Raw genomic sequence first — 19,123 nt, 5'->3', positions numbered from 1 at the left:
TACGAACTACTCCATATCAAAAACAATGTTTCTCTATCTTATATTGTGTAGTTCATGTGAAAATATTGTCTTTTTTTAGCGAAGAAACAAGTTTCTGCAAAAATCATAAACATTATTATATCGTAACAAGAGCAAAATTAATAGTACTATAAATATCCTTTTTCTTTCAGACTTACGAATTTTTTGTCCCCTATAATTAAATGGTCTAAAATTTCAATCCCTATTATTTTACCACACTCTACTAATCTTTTGGTTACTTCAATATCTTCACGTGAAGGACCTGGATCTCCCGATGGATGATTATGGATACAGATAATGGATGCAGCGGATCTTCGGAAGGCTTCCTTAAATACCTCCCTTGGGTGGACGATTGAGGCATTCAAGCTTCCGATAAAAATGGTTTGTTGATGGATCACTTGATTTTTTGTACTTAAATATATACAAACGAAATGTTCCTGTGATAGAAACCGCATATCATTCATAACGTAATTTGCAGCATCTTCTGGACTTCGAATAATGTAACGGTCATTATAGGTAAGATTCCCTATTCTGCGACCGATTTCAATAGTAGCTAAAATTTGAACGGCTTTCGCAAACCCAATCCCTTTAATTTTCATTATTTCTTCTAATGAGGCTTCCTTTAACAATCTTAATCCATCAAAGGCTTGCAACACGCGATTAGCCATTTGAATTACTGACTCATCCTTTGTCCCTGTTCTAAGTAGAATGGCCAGTAATTCTTGATTAGAAAGGCTCCTTGCTCCATGTTTAACAAGCCTTTCACGTGGACGCTCACCAGCAGGGTAATCGCGAATCATTATTTTTTCCACTTTCAGTGTAACCTCCTAGGCGAGATGCGCATTTTAAGAGGCCGTACATCAAAATGAGGATAATAGGTTCCATTCCTCAAGTACTTTTTTTAATCGTGAGATCGGTAAACCAACAACATTGTAAAAATCACCATGTATGGATTTGACGAATAAAGATCCTAAACCTTGAATACCGTACGCACCAGCTTTGTCGAATGGTTCACCACTGTTTAAATAATTTTCAATTTCCCTTGATGACAGCTCCCAAAATGTCACATCTGTTTTTTCGTAAAACGTTTGAATGCTTTCCGCATGAATAATCGCAACACCAGTTAGAACCGAATGTGTTTTACCTGAAAGTCCTTCAAGAATGCTTCTTGCATGATCTTTATCCTTTGGTTTCCCAAGAATTTGCTGAGCATGTACAACAATCGTGTCTGCTCCGATAACAATGGAATTTGGATACTCTCTTGATACAGCTTTAGCCTTTCTTGTCGCTAACTCTAAAACAACTTGCTCTGGGGAGTAATTTTTTTCAAATTCTTCATTCACATGACTGGTTACGACCGTAAATGGGGTTTGTAACTTTGCTAGAAGTTCTTTTCTGCGAGGAGATGTTGAAGCTAATATTAAATTAGACATGTGTTCACCTAAACTTTCTTAGTAGAAGTTGAGAGATACAATATTATCCTATCAAATAACATAACCATTCACAATGAAAATAATCGAAATTTGGCATAAAAAAGAAATTTTTCTTCTACAAAACTAATCCCTATTGAATTAGAATTTCCGACCTTCAATAGGGAAAGTATATAAAATAATCTATTTTAATTGATTTATTTTTTCAACAAAGGTTAATAAGGACATTTGCGCATCCATTAATTCTTCCTTATTTTGTAGATCTTTGAAGCTAATCAGTGACTTTAGACTAGTTACTTCCAGTTTCCTCAATAAATCAATATCCTTACTTTTGACGTCCTTTATGCTATTTATTTTGTTTATTTTTTCTTGAAGTGATGCAATTTTTTCACTGTTCGTTTGCCCAGTAATAAAGGATTTTGAAATTTCTTCTGCTAATGTCGGGAAAAGCGAAATCGCTTCAGTAATAAGCTTTGCTTCATCTTTTGTAGTTATAGATATTTTTTTCCCTTCAATACTTAGCTCCTTTGCATAAACTTCAACCCCTTTATCTTTTAATATAGAGGCTAATTCTTTAGCAGTATCTAAATTACCTGAAACACTTATATAAATATAATTCTGATTATTCATAGGAAGCACAATCGCTGGTAGCCCCTTACTTTTAATCGTATTTACTATAGGTTCAGGGTCTTTAAAAACACCACCTTGGACAAAAGAAGATGTTAGGGTTGGAATTTGAACCGTCGAAGATATTCCATTATTAGATGGCGCTTGATTGGTATCAGTCTGTTTAGAAACATTTGCTTGTCCTGATGAATTCGTTTGATAAATAACTATTTTCAACATAAATATCCCAATAATGACACCAATAGTTACTGCAGTGATTACTGAAATCAAAAGTGCTGATAGGTGTTGATTCCCTGATTTTCTTTTGAATTTATTTTTAAAACTAGATTTGGAATGAATGTTTGGATAATGGATTTTTTTAAACTCATTGACTTCGTTTTCATCTATTTCAGGAAGCACCCAATCAAACGAATCCTCTTCTGAAGCGTTTTCCGCACCAGCAGCTGTTTCCTTCTTCGCTACTTTCCAATCATGGATTTCCATTTCCTCTTTAAATGGACGTTCTTCTCCATTTATTTTAATTTTGATCCTAGGATTTTGATTCTGCTTGTCCATTTTTGTCTCCCTTCCGTGCGCATATTTGTTATATGCTACCACATGGATAAAAAAAAAGAACAAGACTTTTGTCGTCTTGCCTGTGAAGGATTTCGTCAAATTTTTTAATAGGAGATGATTACACAATACATTCAAAGTAGTACACCAAAATACCAAGAAATAATTACATTTCCGTAAAAAAGAGAAATAATCGATGCTAAGCTAATAAAGGGGCCAAATGGAATCGGTTTTCTTTTTTTATATTTTCCAACAATAATGATAAAAATCCCGTAGATGGCACCGAGGATCGTGGCTAAAATAAATGTCAACAAAGATAGCTTTGTACCCAGTATTAATCCGATAACAAAAAAAAGTTTAACATCTCCCCCACCCATTGCACCCTTGCTAATAATAGCAATGAACAATAATAAAGAAAAACCAATTATTGCACCTACAATGAAATCCCACCATGGGTTTGTGGGATAAAATATTCTTAAGAAGATAAATACACTGCAGAAAAATAACAATATTCTATCAGGTATAAGCATATAAATAATATCTGTTACCGTAATAATGATCATTAATGATATAAATAGTAGAACAAATAGTAAATCAATATCCCATCCAATTTTCATATAAGAATAAGCAAATAAGGCTCCAGTCAATATTTCCGTTATAGGATACAATACTGACAATTTGGATTTACACTGCTTACACTTTCCATTTAATAAGAGGAATGATAGTAAAGGAATTAATTCGAACCAGCGTAATTGATGTTTACAACTCGGACAATGTGATCTCGGAAAAAATATTGATTGATTAACTGGGACTCTTAATCCAATCACATTAAAAAATGATCCAAATACAAGACCTAATATGAAAAAATATACGATCATCAAACTATCCATATGAGTAAAATACTCCTTAAGTTATAATAGTTTATCTAAGTCTATTATATTGTTTGATTGGATAAAATATCTACAAAAACAAATATTTCTAAATCTTATTATTACTTCACGTATTCCGCTACACGATTTTTCCCCTCACGCTTGGCTCCAATATATAAGGCTCGATCTGCATGGCGAATTAGGGCAAGGGCATCATCTGCATCATTTGGTGCTGAAGCTACTCCAATACTGACAGTTATATCCACACTTTCATATTTTTCATCAAAGTCTAAAAAATTTTGTGTACTAAATGGGCGATTAGCAATAGTTAAACGAACGATTTCCGCTAACCGTAATGCTGATTTCTTATTTGTATCTGGTAGAAGAATAACAAATTCTTCTCCTCCATACCTAGCTACAGTTCCTCTATTTCCTATTAAACTACGAATTCTTTTTGCCATTTGAACAAGGATCTCATTTCCGCTTTGATGGCCATATGTATCATTAATCTTCTTAAAATAATCTATATCTAACATGATGATAGATAATTCTTTTCGGTCACCTTTTTTCAGTAATTCAAATTCACGCGTAAGAAGATCATCAAAATATCGATAATTATATAATTTTGTTAATGAACAATGTTCACTTATATTTTTTGTTTTTTCATAATGTCTAGCATTTGATATCGCCACGCCAAAATAAGAACATAAAATATCTAACATTGACGTTTGATATTTTTCATATTGTTTCTTTCGTGTAGACGCTAAAAATAATATACCCTCTACTTTTTTTTCTCTAAAAATAGGAACACAAATAATACTTTCAGCACCTTTAGGCATATATCCTTTTGCATCCTTCTCCCATTCAGATTTTTCATGGTAGAAAACGGCTTTTCTTGTTCCCCATACCATTCCACTAATCCCTTCATTCTTTTCAATTGGTGGAATACTATTTAATTGTTGCTCTCCTTTTTCTACTCCTCTAAGAAGAACAAGTTTATCGTTTTTTACGTCTAAAATATAGGCATAATCTACCGGTAACATTTGCGATATTTTTTGAATAAATACATCTAGTACTTCATTAACCTGCAATCTCTCTGTCAATTGATGTCCTATTTCTGCGGCGCGCTGTAGATAATCATTAATTCTTTCTGATGAATTATACATTCTTAACACATAACCAAAACTAAGGAAGGGGATCCCAATTAAAAGAAATGCAACATAGCTAATCTCTTCAAATAAATAATATAATGCAAGACCAAGGGGAAGAATCATAACTAATGTACAGAAATCCCAAATCATATCTTTAGCAAATAATTTTGCTTTCTTTTTTAACATTATTTTCGACCAGTATAAAAGGATTTGATTTAAGATAAAAAGAACAATTTGATATACAAATAATGGAATAATTAATTCTTGAATGGAAAAATACCCAACTTTGCCTCCAAGTGCATAAAATACAGCTCCACTAAAAAGTGAAATAACAAAAAACATGATTGAATTAATAAAATAACGATAACTATCATCTTTTCCTATCTTTAATGAAAACATCAGCATAAGGATGGAAAATTGCATAAAAATAATCTCATATATTAAACCATGTAAAAGAAAGGCTACTAACGTTACCCATTGTACTAAAAATATAGGAGTATCATTAATAATGATGGGGAAATAGGCAACTACGCCTACTAAAACTAAAAAGACTAAAATTAAAAGTGGGTTCATGGGTACAGAGGGGAAAAAACGGTAAGCTATATATATACCAGCAGGTAAAATTAGCAACCATGAGATGATTAGAAGCTTAGTTGGTTTAATAGCTTGATTACTCATTCTTGCCCCTCCTGAACTAGTTAATAAGTCTCAATTTTATAAAATATTCTACCAAATTATAGTTAAATTGTCATTATATTTTCTCATTAATCCTTGTAGTTATTTTCTTTAATGATTGTTCTTAAGTAGGGTTTCACTTCACTAATAAAGTATAATGAACCTGAAATGATTAATACCTCATCACGCGTTAAAGTCATATAGACATTTTCAATTAATTCGCGCCAATTACTATTTACCTTAGCATTAGGAATAGGATATATTGACAAAAATTCCTCCGCTTCTGTTATTCTCGGTGAGTCGAATTGGGTAAAATATATTTTCGATTCAATACTTGCTAATGTTTTTAACATAGGCTTTAACTCTTTATCACGTAGGGCCGCAAAGACGATATGTCTTCTTTTATTCGGGAAATGTTCCTCTATGGTCTGGACAAGTGATAATACTCCTTCTGGATTATGAGCGCCATCCAGGATTACCACAGGCTTTTCACTGACCATCTCCATTCTTCCCGGCCAAAACGCTTTTTTTAACCCTTCTCTTATTACATGTTCAGGTATTTTCAAAAAATCAGCTGCAGTGATTGCTAATGACGCGTTTTCAACCTGGTGATATCCAAGCATTGAAATTTCGATATTTTTATAAAATGATACAGCTGAATGGTAGGAAAATTGTTCACCTTTTTTCAATGTTTTCACTTCATCTATCGCGAAATCTTTCCCACCTACCAAGAGCTTGGCTCCTAACAGTTTTGACTTTTCAATAAAGACATTTAAAGCCTCTTCCTGCTTCGCCCCAGTTATAATTGGTGTATCTTTTTTTATGATTCCTGCTTTTTCAGTAGCAATTTCCTCAACGGTATTACCAAGAATATTCATATGATCCATTCCAATATTTGTAATAATACTCATGATTGGAACTAGTATATTGGTTGAGTCTAATCTACCACCAAGTCCTACTTCAAAGATGTTAATATCCATTGGATTCATATTAGCAAAGTAATATATAGCCATCACGGTAATCACTTCAAATTCTGTCATTGTTCCTAGTTCTGTTGTTTCAATCTCTTCGACTAAAGGTTTGATGACGTTCACTAGCTGAATAATCTCTTCATCCTTTATTGGGGCACCATTTACACTTATACGCTCGTTAAACGTTTCAATGTAAGGTGAAGTAAATGTTCCTACCTTATAGCCTGCTTCATTTAAGATCGAACGAAGATAAGTAACCGTCGAGCCTTTTCCGTTTGTTCCTCCAATATGGATGACCTTTAATTTTTTTTCAGGAGATCCTAATTTTTCCATCATCCATTGCATTCGTTCTAAACCAGGTTTAATACCAAATCTTAATCTTGAATTAATCCAATGAATGGCTTCATCATACGTTTTCATTACGATTCCCTCTTTTTTCTACTGATGTAATAATAAAGAGGCTGCCTGTTTTTTTAGACAGCCTCTCACGGTTGATAATAACATTAATTTTGCTTTAATTCTTCTATTCTTGCTTTAACCGCTGCTTGTTTTTCTAAATAATCTTTTTCCTTTGCTCGTTCCTCTTCAACGACCTGAGCTGGAGCTTTGCTTGTGAATTTTTCATTACCTAGTTTCTTTTGTACTCTATCTACTTCTTTAGACCATTTATCTAATTCTTTTTCCAAACGTGCTATTTCTTCATCAATATTAATCAAACCTTCCAGAGGAAGGAATAGTTCAACTCCTGTTACAACAGCAGTCATCGCTTTTGCTGGTGTATCCATTTCAATATCAATGATTAATTCTTCCGGATTACAGAAACGTTCAATATAGGACTGATTCTTTGTTAAAACGCTTAGTACTTGTTCATCCTTTGCCTTAAGTAATAGTTTAATCTTTTTACTTAATGGTGTATTTACTTCTGCACGAATATTACGTACCGAACGAATGATTTCAACTAATAATTTCATTTCACCCGCTGCGGCCTCATCATGTAAATCATTGTTTTTCGTAGGCCAATTTGCTACCGTAATCGATTCACCTTGATGAGGTAGATTTTGCCAAATTTCTTCTGTAATAAATGGCATAAATGGATGTAAAAGACGCATAGTGTTATCTAAAACATACGCTAAAATAGAACGAGTTGTTTTCTTAGCAGTCTCGTCTTCCCCATAAAGTGGTAATTTAGCCATTTCAATATACCAATCACAGAAATCATCCCAAATGAAGTTATATAAAGCTCGACCCACTTCCCCAAACTCATACTTATCGGCAAGTTTAGTTACTGTTTCGATGGTTTCATTTAAACGAGTTAAAATCCATTTATCTGCAACTGATTTTTCACCATTTAAATCAATTTCATCAAAAGTTAATCCATTCATATTCATTAAGGCAAAGCGTGAGGCATTCCAAATTTTATTGGCAAAATTCCAAATGGATTCAACCTTTTCCATACTGAACCTTAAATCTTGACCTGGTGAGCTGCCTGTCGATAAGAAATAACGCAGTGAATCTGCCCCATATTTATCGATAACATCCATTGGATCAACGCCATTTCCAAGAGATTTACTCATCTTTCGACCTTGTTCATCACGAACAAGACCATGAATTAATACATCTTTAAATGGTATTTCGCCAGTAAATTCTTTCGCTTGAAAAATCATTCTAGCTACCCAGAAGAAAATAATATCGTAACCAGTTACTAATGCATTCGTTGGGTAATAACGTAGAAAATCTTTTGCCTCAGTATCGGGCCAACCCATAGTTGAGAATGGCCACAGTGCTGAACTAAACCATGTATCTAATACATCTGAATCTTGCTCCCAGTTATCAATATCAGTAGGTGGTTTTGTATCAACATAGATTTCACCTGTTTCCTTATGATACCAAGCTGGAATTCGATGACCCCACCAAAGCTGGCGCGAAATACACCAATCACGAATGTTTTCCATCCATCGTAAATACGTATTTTCAAATCTTTCAGGTACAAAGTGAACTTTTGAATCGGATTTTTGTAATTCAACTGCTGCGTCTGCTAATGGCTGCATCTTAACGAACCATTGTGTTGACAAATATGGTTCAACAACAGCACCACTACGTTCAGAATGTCCAACAGAATGCATATGATCTTCTATTTTAAAGAGTACATTTTCTGCCTGTAAATCTTTAACGATTTGTTTACGACATTCAAAACGGTCCATGCCTTCATATTTACCTGCTTTTTCATTCATGGTTCCGTCTTCATTCATAACCAATATACGTTCTAAATTATGGCGGTTTCCAATTTCAAAGTCATTAGGATCATGTGCTGGAGTGATCTTAACTGCACCTGAACCAAATTCCATATCTACATAATCATCACCAACAATCGGTATTTCACGGCCTGTTATTGGTAAAATAACCGTTTTTCCGATTAAATGTTTATAACGATCATCATTCGGATGAACAGCTACAGCTGTATCTCCTAGCATGGTTTCCGGACGTGTTGTTGCAATCTCAATATGCCCTGAACCATCTGCTAATGGATAACGCATATGATAAAAAGCACCCTGTATATCTTTATATATTACTTCAATATCAGATAATGCTGTTTTGGTTGCAGGGTCCCAGTTAATAATATACTCCCCACGATAAATAAGTCCCTTTTTATAAAGAGTAACAAACACCTTTTTAACTGCATCTGATAATCCTTCATCTAGAGTAAATCTTTCGCGGGAATAATCTAAACCTAACCCAATCTTAGCCCATTGCTTGCGAATAAAAGCCGCATACTCCTCTTTCCATTTCCAAGTTTCTTCTACAAATTTTTCTCTTCCGAGATCATACTTTGATATACCATTTTCTCTTAATTTCGCCTCAACTTTAGCTTGTGTAGCGATTCCTGCGTGATCCATTCCTGGTAGCCATAATACATCATAGCCCTGCATTCTCTTCATTCTTGTTAGGATATCTTGTAATGTTGTATCCCATGCATGACCAAGATGCAATTTCCCCGTCACATTTGGAGGTGGAATAACGATTGTATACGGTTCCTTATTTGGATCGTCTGCTGCCTCAAAGAATTTTCCTTTTAGCCACCATTCATAGCGGTCCTTTTCTATGGCATTAGGATCATATTTGGTTGACATTTGTAATTCATTTGTTTCCATTTCTTTCTCCTCACTTTCAGTAAAGGGTACCAAAAAAATAAAAAACTCCCATCGTCAAAAGGACGAAGGGAGCGATTTTCGCGGTACCACCTTTTTTCACAGAAACAGCATTAAAAGAACTGTTTCTGGCACTTATGTAAGATAACGGCTCTTCGCCGGCTTCCATTACTCCGCTATGTTTCACAGAAGCTACTCATGGGTGACTTTTCCAATGTTCTCTCTTAGGAAATCTTTCAGCTATTGATTTCCCTCTCTGAAGAAGTATGATAAATACCTCTGATAAAGTAGTATCCCATTGTACTTTTCCCAATCACTGCATTTACATTTTGATTTATTTTTATTTATTATACTATCTAATTAATAGTCATCTCGTCAATTATTATTGCCCATTTTTTTAAAAAAATTCATGGATAATCATTCAATTGACACTCTGACACAGATTCGCCTATTAATCATACATTATTACTAAGGGGATCGATAAGAGGAAGGTGAAAGAATGAAAAAAAAATTTAATCAATATACATTACAGTCTTGGATGAAAACATTCAAAGGCATATGTAAACAACTAATTATTCCTTTTACTATCTTTCAAGCTATTCGAACCATTTTATTACCCACTGCATTTGATGTTTTGTTATTAGCAATATTTATTTTAATTGCCTTTGCATTTCAAAACGAATGGATCTAGATATTTGCTAAAAACAAATATGGGTTGGGGTGGTAAGATAACAATATAGACCCATCCTTAATAGCTAGGAAGGGTCTGTCTTTTGTTTATCTATTTCATTCATTCGCATAACCACATATTCTGTATTTTTTAATAACCAATATTTTCTTTGAAGTTGTTTAACAAACTCCCATTCATTCTTTTTTGTTTTATTCAAATAATATTCCTCAACTATTTGATGAATCGGACCTGGATATGCTAAATAGCCAAGAAATAAGTATTTTTCATCCTCTCGAAATGGAAAATGCGATAAATATGTGTTTAGCCAATCCACACACTCATCCATACGTTTCGGAAATGTATTTAATGTTCTCGCTAAGAATGGTAATAAATCATGTATTGGGGACAAGATATTTGATTGTTCAAAGTTAGAAAAATATCCATAGCCCCTCTCATCGTATAAAAAATGCTCTGTAGAAATTTTCCCATGAACAACGACAGTTCTTCCCTTTTCCTGATCCTTTGAAACCTCATACCATTTTTCAAGTTGCTCTTTTGAATATTTTGCAGCTCGAAAGATATCCTGATAAAATGTACAAAACATTAATTCAAATGGTGACATATACCACTTCTGTTCACTACGTTCTAAAAATTCTTCAAAAAACTCGGTTTCCCTTTCCCATTGCCAAACAGTTTGATCATAATGCTCTTTACGTTGTTCTTTAGAAAGTTGGATGTCCTTAACTGATAAAGTATGAAGCCTAGCTAACTCCCTAAACATTTTTTGATGTTTTTCATTTCTATCTTCTTTCTCTTCATTTGGTAGCCAAGGCATTAAGTAATATAAATCATTTTCATGGAGAACCCCATATCTCCCATCCATTGTAGGATAAATTGGCACAATCCGATTATATCCACGGTGGTATAGCATTTGAACATTTTTTACAAAATCTGTACCCTTTTGTGGAGAGATTCTTTTTAAAGCAAAAACTCCTTCATTCGTAATAACTTTAAAGCTTTTTCCATATCTCTCGTAAAAATTAACATTTAAACCATATTGTTTAATAATCGTGTGAATATCTGTTTTTTTCGTCTTAGCCATCCTTTCACCTGCTTAACCCCTACGTATTGCCATTTTCATCATCTGAGAACATTTACATATAATCAACAACAGCGATTCACTAGGCTAGGAGTAAGAGCTAGACTTTAATTATTTTTTTGTAGCACTTACATATGAAGGAATATAGAGAACCTGCCCTTCGTATACGTCTTGATTAATTTCTAAATGATTCATTCTTAATATTTGTTGAACACTAATCTCATATTTATCAGCTAAATAATCGAGGGTCTCCCCATTTTGAACGATAACCACTTTTAGCTTCGCTGCTTTATCATCTGCTTTCCTAGCAAAAAAATCAGCTAATGAAATAGATTCGTACTTCCCAAATTTCTTCTTTTTCTTTGTTTTACTTTGATCTTCTTCTTCAGGAGATTCATCTTCTTCCTCTGCCTCTGACTGGGCAGATGGAGAGGATTCAATCTCATTGGTATCCTCATAATGTGCAGAGGATTCATTTCTGTGATCTCCAGAAACTTGAAGAAATTCCTCTTCTGATTCATTTACTATTCCTAGATTTAAAATAGGCTCTTCCTCTTTATTTTCTATCATTTCTTCATGATCTTCTGGTTCTTTCCTTGCTTCAATGACAAACGGTTGAAATAATTCTTCATCAACTTTAAAATCTACAAACTCTTCTTCGTTATTTCCCTCTTTTTCCTCCTCCTCAGGTTGTGGTTTTACTGGTAGTCCTCGTTCTAAATGGTATTCAGGTATTGATTCACTTTCTGTTTCAAACAATTCAGGGTCAACATTTACAGACTCTTCTGTATTATCTTCGGATTCGGTTTCCGAAACTTGTTCATTTACTTCTGGTTCTAATAATGATATCGGTATTTCTTGTTCATCACTTTCTTCCATTTCTTCATTGCGAATTCCAAAAATCGAAAGATCCGCAGTAAGTTTTAACTTACCTTTTTCCGGTAGTATATAGTCAAACATATCAATGCTTACATCGATATCTTCGAGTTGATTGATTCTATTCTTAGGTATCGTTACATCAACAGGAAAGCGATGTTCAAATTGATAAACACCATCATCTTCCCGATATTCAACCTGATGAACAAATTTTCCATGGAGATCTAATTCTTTTTCTTCGTACTCTTCTCCTCCCCCTTTGTATTCACCTTGCAGCTGTAAATTACCAATAATTTGTACATATTGCTCTTGTTCTTGAATGGTTATATGTGGATCTAATGAAATGGATAGAAGTTCATCAACTTCCTGTCCTTTTTTAAACCAAACATACTCCTCTAATGAAAATCGCAGTGACGATTGACTTTGTGACAAAGTGGATTCCTCCCTTCAATTCCAATAAAAACTAGCTATGTCATTTATATTTTTATGAATGAAATAAGAAGAATATGATTTTTTTAAATAAAAAAACCACATGATGGAAAACTGAACTGCACCCCAATTGTTAGACACAAACTAACAGTTGGAGGTGCAGTTTTTATATGTCTAAATTTAATATAGAGGAAAAAATAGAAGCAGTTATTCGTTATCTACAGGGAACGGAGGGGGTAAAATTTATTGCGAAATCCATAGGGGTACATCATACAGTCTTATTAAATTGGATAAAACAATATGAATATCATGGTGCCGATGCTTTAATAAAACCCTATACATCTTATACAACACAGTTTAAACTAGACGTACTGAATTATATGAGAGAGACAGGGACGTCTATAAGGGAAACTGCTGCAATATTTAACATTGCAACACATAGTACCATTCTAAAATGGCAAAAAGGTTTTGAATTACATGGAATTGACGCCCTGAAACCAACACAAAAGGGGCGCCCACCAATGAAAAAGGAAACGAATAAACCTCAACCAGTAGAAGGGTCTGAAGAAGCATTACGAGCTGAAAATGAACGTTTACGGATGGAGAATGCTTACTTAAAAAAGTTACATGCCTTAATTCAAGAAAAGGAAAAACTACAGAACAGGACAAAGCGCAAATAATTTATGAATTAAGGCAAGAATTTAAAGTGATTGATCTAGTAAAGGTCGCTGGTATTGCGCGTAGTACGTATTACTATTGGGTAAAACAAATGGATCGCCCAGATAAATATAAGGAAGTTAAAGAGTTAATTCAGGAGATTTTTGATGAACATCAGGGACGATATGGATATCGTCGGATCACATTAGAATTACATAACCGAGGCATCAAAATAAATCATAAAACAGTCCGCCGTCTTATGAATGAGATGGGATTAAAGTGTCTTGTGCGTATGAAAAAATATCGTTCCTACCGTGGGCAAGTAGGGAAAATAGCCCCAAATATTTTGGAACGTGATTTTAAAGCATCGAATCCAAACGAAAAGTGGGTAACGGATGTAACAGAATTCCATCTACACGGGGAGAAGCTATATTTGTCCCCCGTTCTAGATTTATTCAACGGAGAAATCATCGCTTATAACATAGAAAAGCGTCCTGTTTATCTACTTGTTTCGAAAATGCTGGACAAAGCTTTTGAGCATTTGAAAGAGGGTGACACCCCTATCCTCCATTCGGATCAAGGTTGGCATTATCAAATGAAGAAGTACCAACATGCTTTAAAGAAACATGAGATTACTCAAAGTATGTCACGTAAGGGGAATTGTTTAGATAACGCAGTCATGGAGAATTTCTTTGGCTTATTAAAGTCTGAATTACTCTATTTAAAAGAATTTGAGAGTATGGAGCATTTTAAAGAAGAATTAGAGAATTACATTCACTACTATAACCACAAACGGATTAAGACAAAATTAAAAGGCATGAGTCCGGTGCAATATCGAACTCATGCCCTAGTAGCTGCCTAAATCCCGTGTCTAACTTTTTGGGTTCAGATCAAAACATCATGTGGTTTCAGATCCACTAACCTCTGATTGTCTTAAAGGTAGTTTCAACTGCTTTTATTGTTTTTTCAATATCCTCATCTGTATGGGCTGTCGATAGGAAAAGTCCCTCAAATTGAGAAGGTGGTAAGAATACACCATTATTTGCCATTCCTCGATAATACTCAGCAAATAACTGTAAATCAGAAGTTTTTGCTGTATCATAATTTATTACATCTTCATTTGTTAAGAAAATACCAATCATCGAACCAGCTCGATTGATTGTATGCGGAATTTCATATTTCACTGCAGCATTATGCAAACCTTGTTCTAGTTTGTCTGCTTTTTTAATAAATTCTTTATACGTATCCGGAGTCAATTGAACAAGTGTTTCATAACCAGCAGTCATTGCTAATGGGTTACCAGATAAAGTTCCAGCTTGGTAAACAGGACCACTTGGTGCAATCTTTTCCATGATTTCTGCCTTTCCACCAAAGGCACCAACAGGAAGTCCTCCACCAATTACTTTCCCTAAGCAAGTTAAATCTGGAGTGATCCCAAAATACCCTTGTGCACAATGATAATCAACACGGAAACCAGTCATAACCTCATCAAAAATCAATAATGATTCATACTGGGAAGTTATTTCTCGCAATCCTTCTAAAAATCCTGGCTGTGGTGGAACAACACCCATATTGCCTGCAACTGGTTCTACAATAATACAAGCAATGTCTTCTCCAAATTGCTGGAAGGCAGCTTTAACTCCCTCCAAATCATTATAAGGAACAGTAACCGTATTAGAAGCAACACCTTCAGGTACACCAGGGCTGTCAGGTAAGCCTAGTGTAGCTACACCTGATCCTGCCTTAATTAACAATGAATCACCATGCCCATGATAGCTTCCCTCAAATTTTAAAATCTTATTGCGACCTGTATATCCTCTTGCAAGCCTTAACGCACTCATAGTTGCTTCGGTTCCAGAGGAAACCATCCGAACAATTTCAATAGATGGTACACGTTCTTTTACTAGCTTTGCAAGCTTGTTTTCAGCTAATGTAGGTGCACCAAAGCTAGTCCCATTCTCAGCAACTTTCTTCAAGGCACTGACTACTTGATCATTTGTATGACCTAGTATTAGTGGTCCCCATGATAAAACATAATCAATATATTCATTTCCATCAATATCATATATTTTTGAACCTTTTCCCTTTTCCATAAAAATCGGATCCATATTGACGGACTTAAAGGCACGAACAGGACTATTCACCCCACCGGGCATAAGTGTAATAGCTTCTTTAAATGCTTTCTTTGAATTTTCATAGGATCGCATCATATTAACCCCCATTTAGTTCGGATTGTTTTTCATTCTGCTTTTTCTTTTATGACAGTTTCTACCTGATAATTAAAGGAAAAAACAAGCAAAAATAACTAGAACAATGAAATAATCTTATTCAGTTATTCAGCTAACCATTTTGCAACATCTTTTGCAAAATAGGTAATAATTAAATCGGACCCAGCTCGTTTCATACTTGTTAACGTTTCTAGTACAATAGTCTTTTCATCGACCCAACCATTTTGTGCAGCCGCTTTTATAAGTGAATACTCACCACTCACATTATAAGCAACTACAGGAAGATTAAATTCATTTTTTACATCCCTTACAATATCAAGGTAAGAAAGTGTTGGCTTGACAATAAGAAAATCTGCTCCTTCTTCCACATCTGATTCAGCTTCTCTTAACGCTTCTAAGCGATTGGCAGGATCCATTTGATAGGTTTTTCGATCTCCAAATTGTGGTGTGCTTCCAGCTGCATCACGAAATGGACCATAGAATGCAGAAGCATATTTTACTGCATACGACATAATTGGAATATCCTCATAACCCGCTTCATCTAATCCCTTTCTAATGGCCGCGACGAACCCATCCATCATATTTGATGGGGCAATAATATCTGCACCAGCCTCTGCTTGACTTACAGCTGTTTTTGCCAATAGATCAAGGCTAGGATCATTTAGAATTTTTCCATCTGCAATCACTCCACAATGTCCATGATCGGTATATTCGCAGAGGCAGGTATCGGCAATAATAATAATCTCAGGATACATCTTTTTAATCAAACGCGTGGCTTCTTGGACAATTCCATGATTGTGGAAAGCACCGGACCCTTCAGCATCCTTCTCATTTGGCACCCCAAATAACAAGACAGATTTAATGCCTAAAGCAACTACTTCATCCATTTCACCTTTTAACTGATCAAGGGATAGGTTGTAAATACCTGGCATAGATGAAATTTCCTTTTTAATATTTTCTCCTTCGACAACAAAGATTGGATAAATCAAATCATCAATATGTAAATGAGTTTCACGAACCAATGCTCTCATATTCGCTGAACTACGAAGTCTTCTATGACGTTTAAATTGCATGTCTTTCATTTTTTTTCCTCCTTAAGTTTCGCTAATTGACATAAGCTATCTAACATTGATTCTATAGTATACACTTCTGGGCTTGCAGCAACGGAAAAACCATATTGTTCAATTGCTTTTTTGGTTACAGCACCAATCGCAATAAATTCAATATTTTTTAGGGCATACTGCAATGAACAGGAGGTAACAACCTCCATAAAATGGTGAAATGTCGAAGGACTAGTAAAAGTCGCATAATCCAATTCCCTATCTACTAGTAATTGGACAAGCTTATCTCTACTTTTATATGGAAAAAAAGTTCGATACACAATCCATTCATCAACTAACACTTTTTTTTCCTCTAGTCCATCAGCAATCGTTCTACTAGCTAAATTGCCTTTCGCAATTAATATATGTTTAGTCGAGTGTTCCTTTTTTAGAAACTCAACAATAAAGTCTGCCGCACTAAATTGAGATGGATAGAAACCTACTTTAACTCCATATTTCTCTACAGCTTCCTTTGTTTTACTCCCAACGGCCGCAACATTATTTTTAATATCAGACGGACAAAAATTGGGATTTAATCGGGTACATTCTTCAAAGAAATAGTTAACACCATTTTGACTGGTAAATATGATCCAATCATATGAAGGCAGTTTTTGAACATATTCGCGAGCATGTTGATCATTATTTACTGTAAAATCAATCAGCGGGATGATAGAAGAGCTACCACCTTTACTTATAATTTTACTTGCAAGCTCCTCACCTTTCCTACCTCCCCGGGTAACCAATATTTTTTTGCCTGCTAGGGGCAAATCGTAAATCATCTTACTCTTGCTCCTGCTTAACTCGATCAATTAATTGTTTTGCGCCTTGTTCTGTAAGAATTGCAGCTGCCTTTTCTCCAACAATGACCGGGTCTTCGCCCATAACCGTTTCTTTATATATGATTTTTCCATTAGGATCCGCAACTAGTGCAGTTAAAGAAATTTGAGCATTATCGGTAATTGTTGCATAACCAGCAATCGGAACTTGACAGCCACCCTCCATTTTATGAAGAAATGCCCGTTCTGCTGTTACTGTTTCCTTTGTTTCCTTAGATGTTAGCTTTAATAATTCATCGAGCAATTCTTTGTCATCTTCACGACACTCGATAGCTAATGCTCCTTGACCTACAGCAGGAAGACAAACCTCAGGCTCTAAGTATTCAGTTACAACATCACTACTCCATCCCATACGAGATAGACCTGCTGCGGCCAAAATAATTGCATCATATTCATCTGTCTCTAACTTAGCTAATCGCGTATCAATATTTCCACGGATCCATTTGATTTCTAAATCCGGACGCTCAGCTAGTATTTGAGCACTTCGACGTAGACTACTTGTCCCTACCTTTGCACCTTTCGGTAAATCCCTTAATGTCATATGACCTTTGGAAATTAATACGTCACGGTGGTCTTCACGATGCGGAATACAGCCGATGGTAAGACCTTGAGGTAAAACTGCTGGCATATCTTTCATGCTGTGAACTGCCATATCAATTTCTTTATTCAATAATGCTTGTTCGATTTCCTTGACAAAAAGTCCCTTTCCACCAACCTTTGATAAAGTAACATCAAGGATTCGATCTCCTTTTGTTACAATTTCCTTTACTTCAAATTCAAAAGGGACACCTAGTTTCTTTAATTGATCTGCTACCCAATTGGTTTGCGTTAATGCTAACTTACTTCTACGTGATCCAATAATAATTTTCCTCATTATGTAATCCTCCTATGAATACCAAAAATGAAACGCGGATAATCGGCTAACTAAAAAGAAATTGATAAGTACTACAAGAAATGCTGCGATATTCCAAAGTGCAATGGATTTCCCAAACATATTTCTCCGCTCTCTTAAATAAAGAATAAGACTGTATATAATCAGGATAATAAATGATCCAATAATTTTTGAATCATACCAATGAAATACGGATAGTTTAATAAATGCCCACTGGAGTCCTAAAATCAAACTCAATATAAGCATCGGAACACCAATAACATTTAATACGTATGACATCTTTTCAAGCTTAGATAAATCATTTAGTCTCCATAGCCTGTGGCCCCATTTTTTTTGCTTCAGCAACTTATACTGAAGTAAATAGAGAGACGAAAAAACAAATGAAAACGAAAATGCCGCATAAGATAGAATAGCCATTGTTATATGAATAAATAATAATTCAGATACTAATCTTTCTGAAACTGCCGTACTCTGTGTATGTACAGGTGCAAATGTATGTATTGCCATAAAAATAAAACCAATAATATTCGTAAAGAAAACTGTAAAATCTACTCTTAATATTTTATTTATTATAAGTGATAAGGTTAGTAATACCCATGCATAGAAATAAATCCCCTCAAATAATGAAAGGACAGGGAATCTTCCTGTTCGAAATACGTACATAAACAAAAAAATTGTTTGAAGAGACCAAACAATTGCAAGTAACCAATAAGCGAGCTTGTTCGCCTTCTGATTTTGATGTTGAAAATCATTAAAATATAAAAGGATACTAATCGCATATAATACAATCATTACTTCATGAAGCCTCGACATAACCATATCAAACATAAGAAAATTCAACCTTTCTCAAGAAAAGAATAAGAGATTGGTAAGGGACGAGTCCTTCCCCTTACCTAT

At 34.7% G+C, this 19,123-nt stretch carries 16 protein-coding genes and 1 other annotated feature; of the genes, 2 read left to right on the top strand and 14 right to left on the bottom strand.

Translation table 11 applies throughout. From position 1 onward, the window contains the following. Positions 1-146: 146 nt before the first annotated feature. The 7 genes from radC to MHI39_RS08810 form a co-directional block, all read right to left on the bottom strand. A complete protein-coding gene (gene radC, locus MHI39_RS08840) occupies positions 147-830 on the bottom strand; it encodes a DNA repair protein RadC (RefSeq protein WP_276514094.1) in 684 nt (227 codons plus the stop codon). A 48-nt stretch (positions 831-878) separates the two neighbouring features. After that, a complete protein-coding gene (locus MHI39_RS08835; RefSeq protein ID WP_342541117.1) occupies positions 879-1,451 on the bottom strand; it encodes a Maf family protein in 573 nt (190 codons plus the stop codon). 180 nt (positions 1,452-1,631) lie between these two features. Beyond that, a complete protein-coding gene (locus MHI39_RS08830; RefSeq protein WP_071976995.1) occupies positions 1,632-2,630 on the bottom strand; it encodes a hypothetical protein in 999 nt (332 codons plus the stop codon). A 131-nt stretch (positions 2,631-2,761) separates the two neighbouring features. After that, positions 2,762-3,517, bottom strand: a complete 756-nt coding sequence (locus MHI39_RS08825) for an A24 family peptidase (RefSeq protein ID WP_058002031.1) — start codon at positions 3,515-3,517, stop codon at positions 2,762-2,764. A gap of 101 nt (positions 3,518-3,618) precedes the next feature. Continuing rightward, positions 3,619-5,325 (bottom strand): sensor domain-containing diguanylate cyclase, encoded by a 1,707-nt coding sequence (locus MHI39_RS08820; protein ID WP_078109886.1) that lies wholly within the window; start codon positions 5,323-5,325, stop codon positions 3,619-3,621. An 86-nt stretch (positions 5,326-5,411) separates the two neighbouring features. Continuing rightward, entirely contained in the window at positions 5,412-6,713 is a 1,302-nt protein-coding gene (locus MHI39_RS08815; RefSeq protein WP_180211680.1) for a folylpolyglutamate synthase/dihydrofolate synthase family protein, read from the bottom strand. 83 nt (positions 6,714-6,796) lie between these two features. Beyond that, positions 6,797-9,442 (bottom strand): valine--tRNA ligase, encoded by a 2,646-nt coding sequence (locus MHI39_RS08810; protein ID WP_342541116.1) that lies wholly within the window; start codon positions 9,440-9,442, stop codon positions 6,797-6,799. Between the two features lie 55 nt (positions 9,443-9,497). After that, positions 9,498-9,765 (bottom strand) — a binding site (T-box leader). 173 nt (positions 9,766-9,938) lie between these two features. Here MHI39_RS08810 and MHI39_RS08805 point away from each other — a divergent pair. Next, positions 9,939-10,130 (top strand): hypothetical protein, encoded by a 192-nt coding sequence (locus tag MHI39_RS08805; protein WP_058002029.1) that lies wholly within the window; start codon positions 9,939-9,941, stop codon positions 10,128-10,130. 64 nt (positions 10,131-10,194) lie between these two features. On the opposite strand, the gene ysxE is transcribed toward MHI39_RS08805, so the two are convergent. Together ysxE and spoVID are read right to left on the bottom strand one after the other, a co-directional pair. Continuing rightward, entirely contained in the window at positions 10,195-11,211 is a 1,017-nt protein-coding gene (gene ysxE / locus MHI39_RS08800) for a spore coat protein YsxE (protein ID WP_058002028.1), read from the bottom strand. Positions 11,212-11,319: 108 nt separating this feature from the next. Next, the gene (gene spoVID / locus MHI39_RS08795) at positions 11,320-12,516 is read right to left on the bottom strand and encodes a stage VI sporulation protein D (protein WP_058002027.1); all 1,197 of its coding nucleotides are present in this window, start codon (positions 12,514-12,516) and stop codon (positions 11,320-11,322) included. A gap of 167 nt (positions 12,517-12,683) precedes the next feature. Here spoVID and MHI39_RS08790 point away from each other — a divergent pair. Beyond that, positions 12,684-14,032 (top strand): IS3 family transposase gene (locus MHI39_RS08790; RefSeq protein ID WP_342539361.1). Its coding sequence is split into 2 segments (ribosomal slippage): positions 12,684-13,140 and positions 13,140-14,032, totalling 1,350 coding nucleotides; the frame shifts between segments, so codons are not numbered across the junction. A gap of 55 nt (positions 14,033-14,087) precedes the next feature. On the opposite strand, the gene hemL is transcribed toward MHI39_RS08790, so the two are convergent. The 5 genes from hemL to MHI39_RS08765 form a co-directional block, all read right to left on the bottom strand. Next, positions 14,088-15,377 (bottom strand): glutamate-1-semialdehyde 2,1-aminomutase, encoded by a 1,290-nt coding sequence (gene hemL / locus MHI39_RS08785; RefSeq protein WP_058002026.1) that lies wholly within the window; start codon positions 15,375-15,377, stop codon positions 14,088-14,090. A gap of 125 nt (positions 15,378-15,502) precedes the next feature. Then, positions 15,503-16,480, bottom strand: a complete 978-nt coding sequence (gene hemB / locus MHI39_RS08780) for a porphobilinogen synthase (RefSeq protein ID WP_058002025.1) — start codon at positions 16,478-16,480, stop codon at positions 15,503-15,505. Next, positions 16,477-17,277, bottom strand: a complete 801-nt coding sequence (locus MHI39_RS08775; protein ID WP_058002024.1) for a uroporphyrinogen-III synthase — start codon at positions 17,275-17,277, stop codon at positions 16,477-16,479. Before MHI39_RS08775 ends, hemB begins: the two co-directional genes overlap by 4 nt. 1 nt (position 17,278) lies before the next feature. Continuing rightward, positions 17,279-18,208 carry a hydroxymethylbilane synthase gene (gene hemC, locus MHI39_RS08770; protein ID WP_058002023.1) on the bottom strand — a complete coding sequence of 310 codons (930 nt, stop codon included), beginning with the start codon at positions 18,206-18,208 and terminating at the stop codon, positions 17,279-17,281. A 12-nt stretch (positions 18,209-18,220) separates the two neighbouring features. Beyond that, on the bottom strand, positions 18,221-19,054 hold the full coding sequence (locus MHI39_RS08765; protein ID WP_058002022.1) for a cytochrome c biogenesis protein: 834 nt from the start codon (positions 19,052-19,054) through the stop codon (positions 18,221-18,223). Between the last annotated feature and the right edge of the window lie 69 nt (positions 19,055-19,123).

This window comes from Heyndrickxia sp. FSL K6-6286, from assembly GCF_038630395.1.
Classification (GTDB): domain Bacteria; phylum Bacillota; class Bacilli; order Bacillales; family Bacillaceae_C; genus Heyndrickxia; species Heyndrickxia oleronia.
The sequence above is the reverse complement of the archived record's forward strand: the minus strand, read 5'-3'. Positions and strand labels throughout refer to the sequence as shown.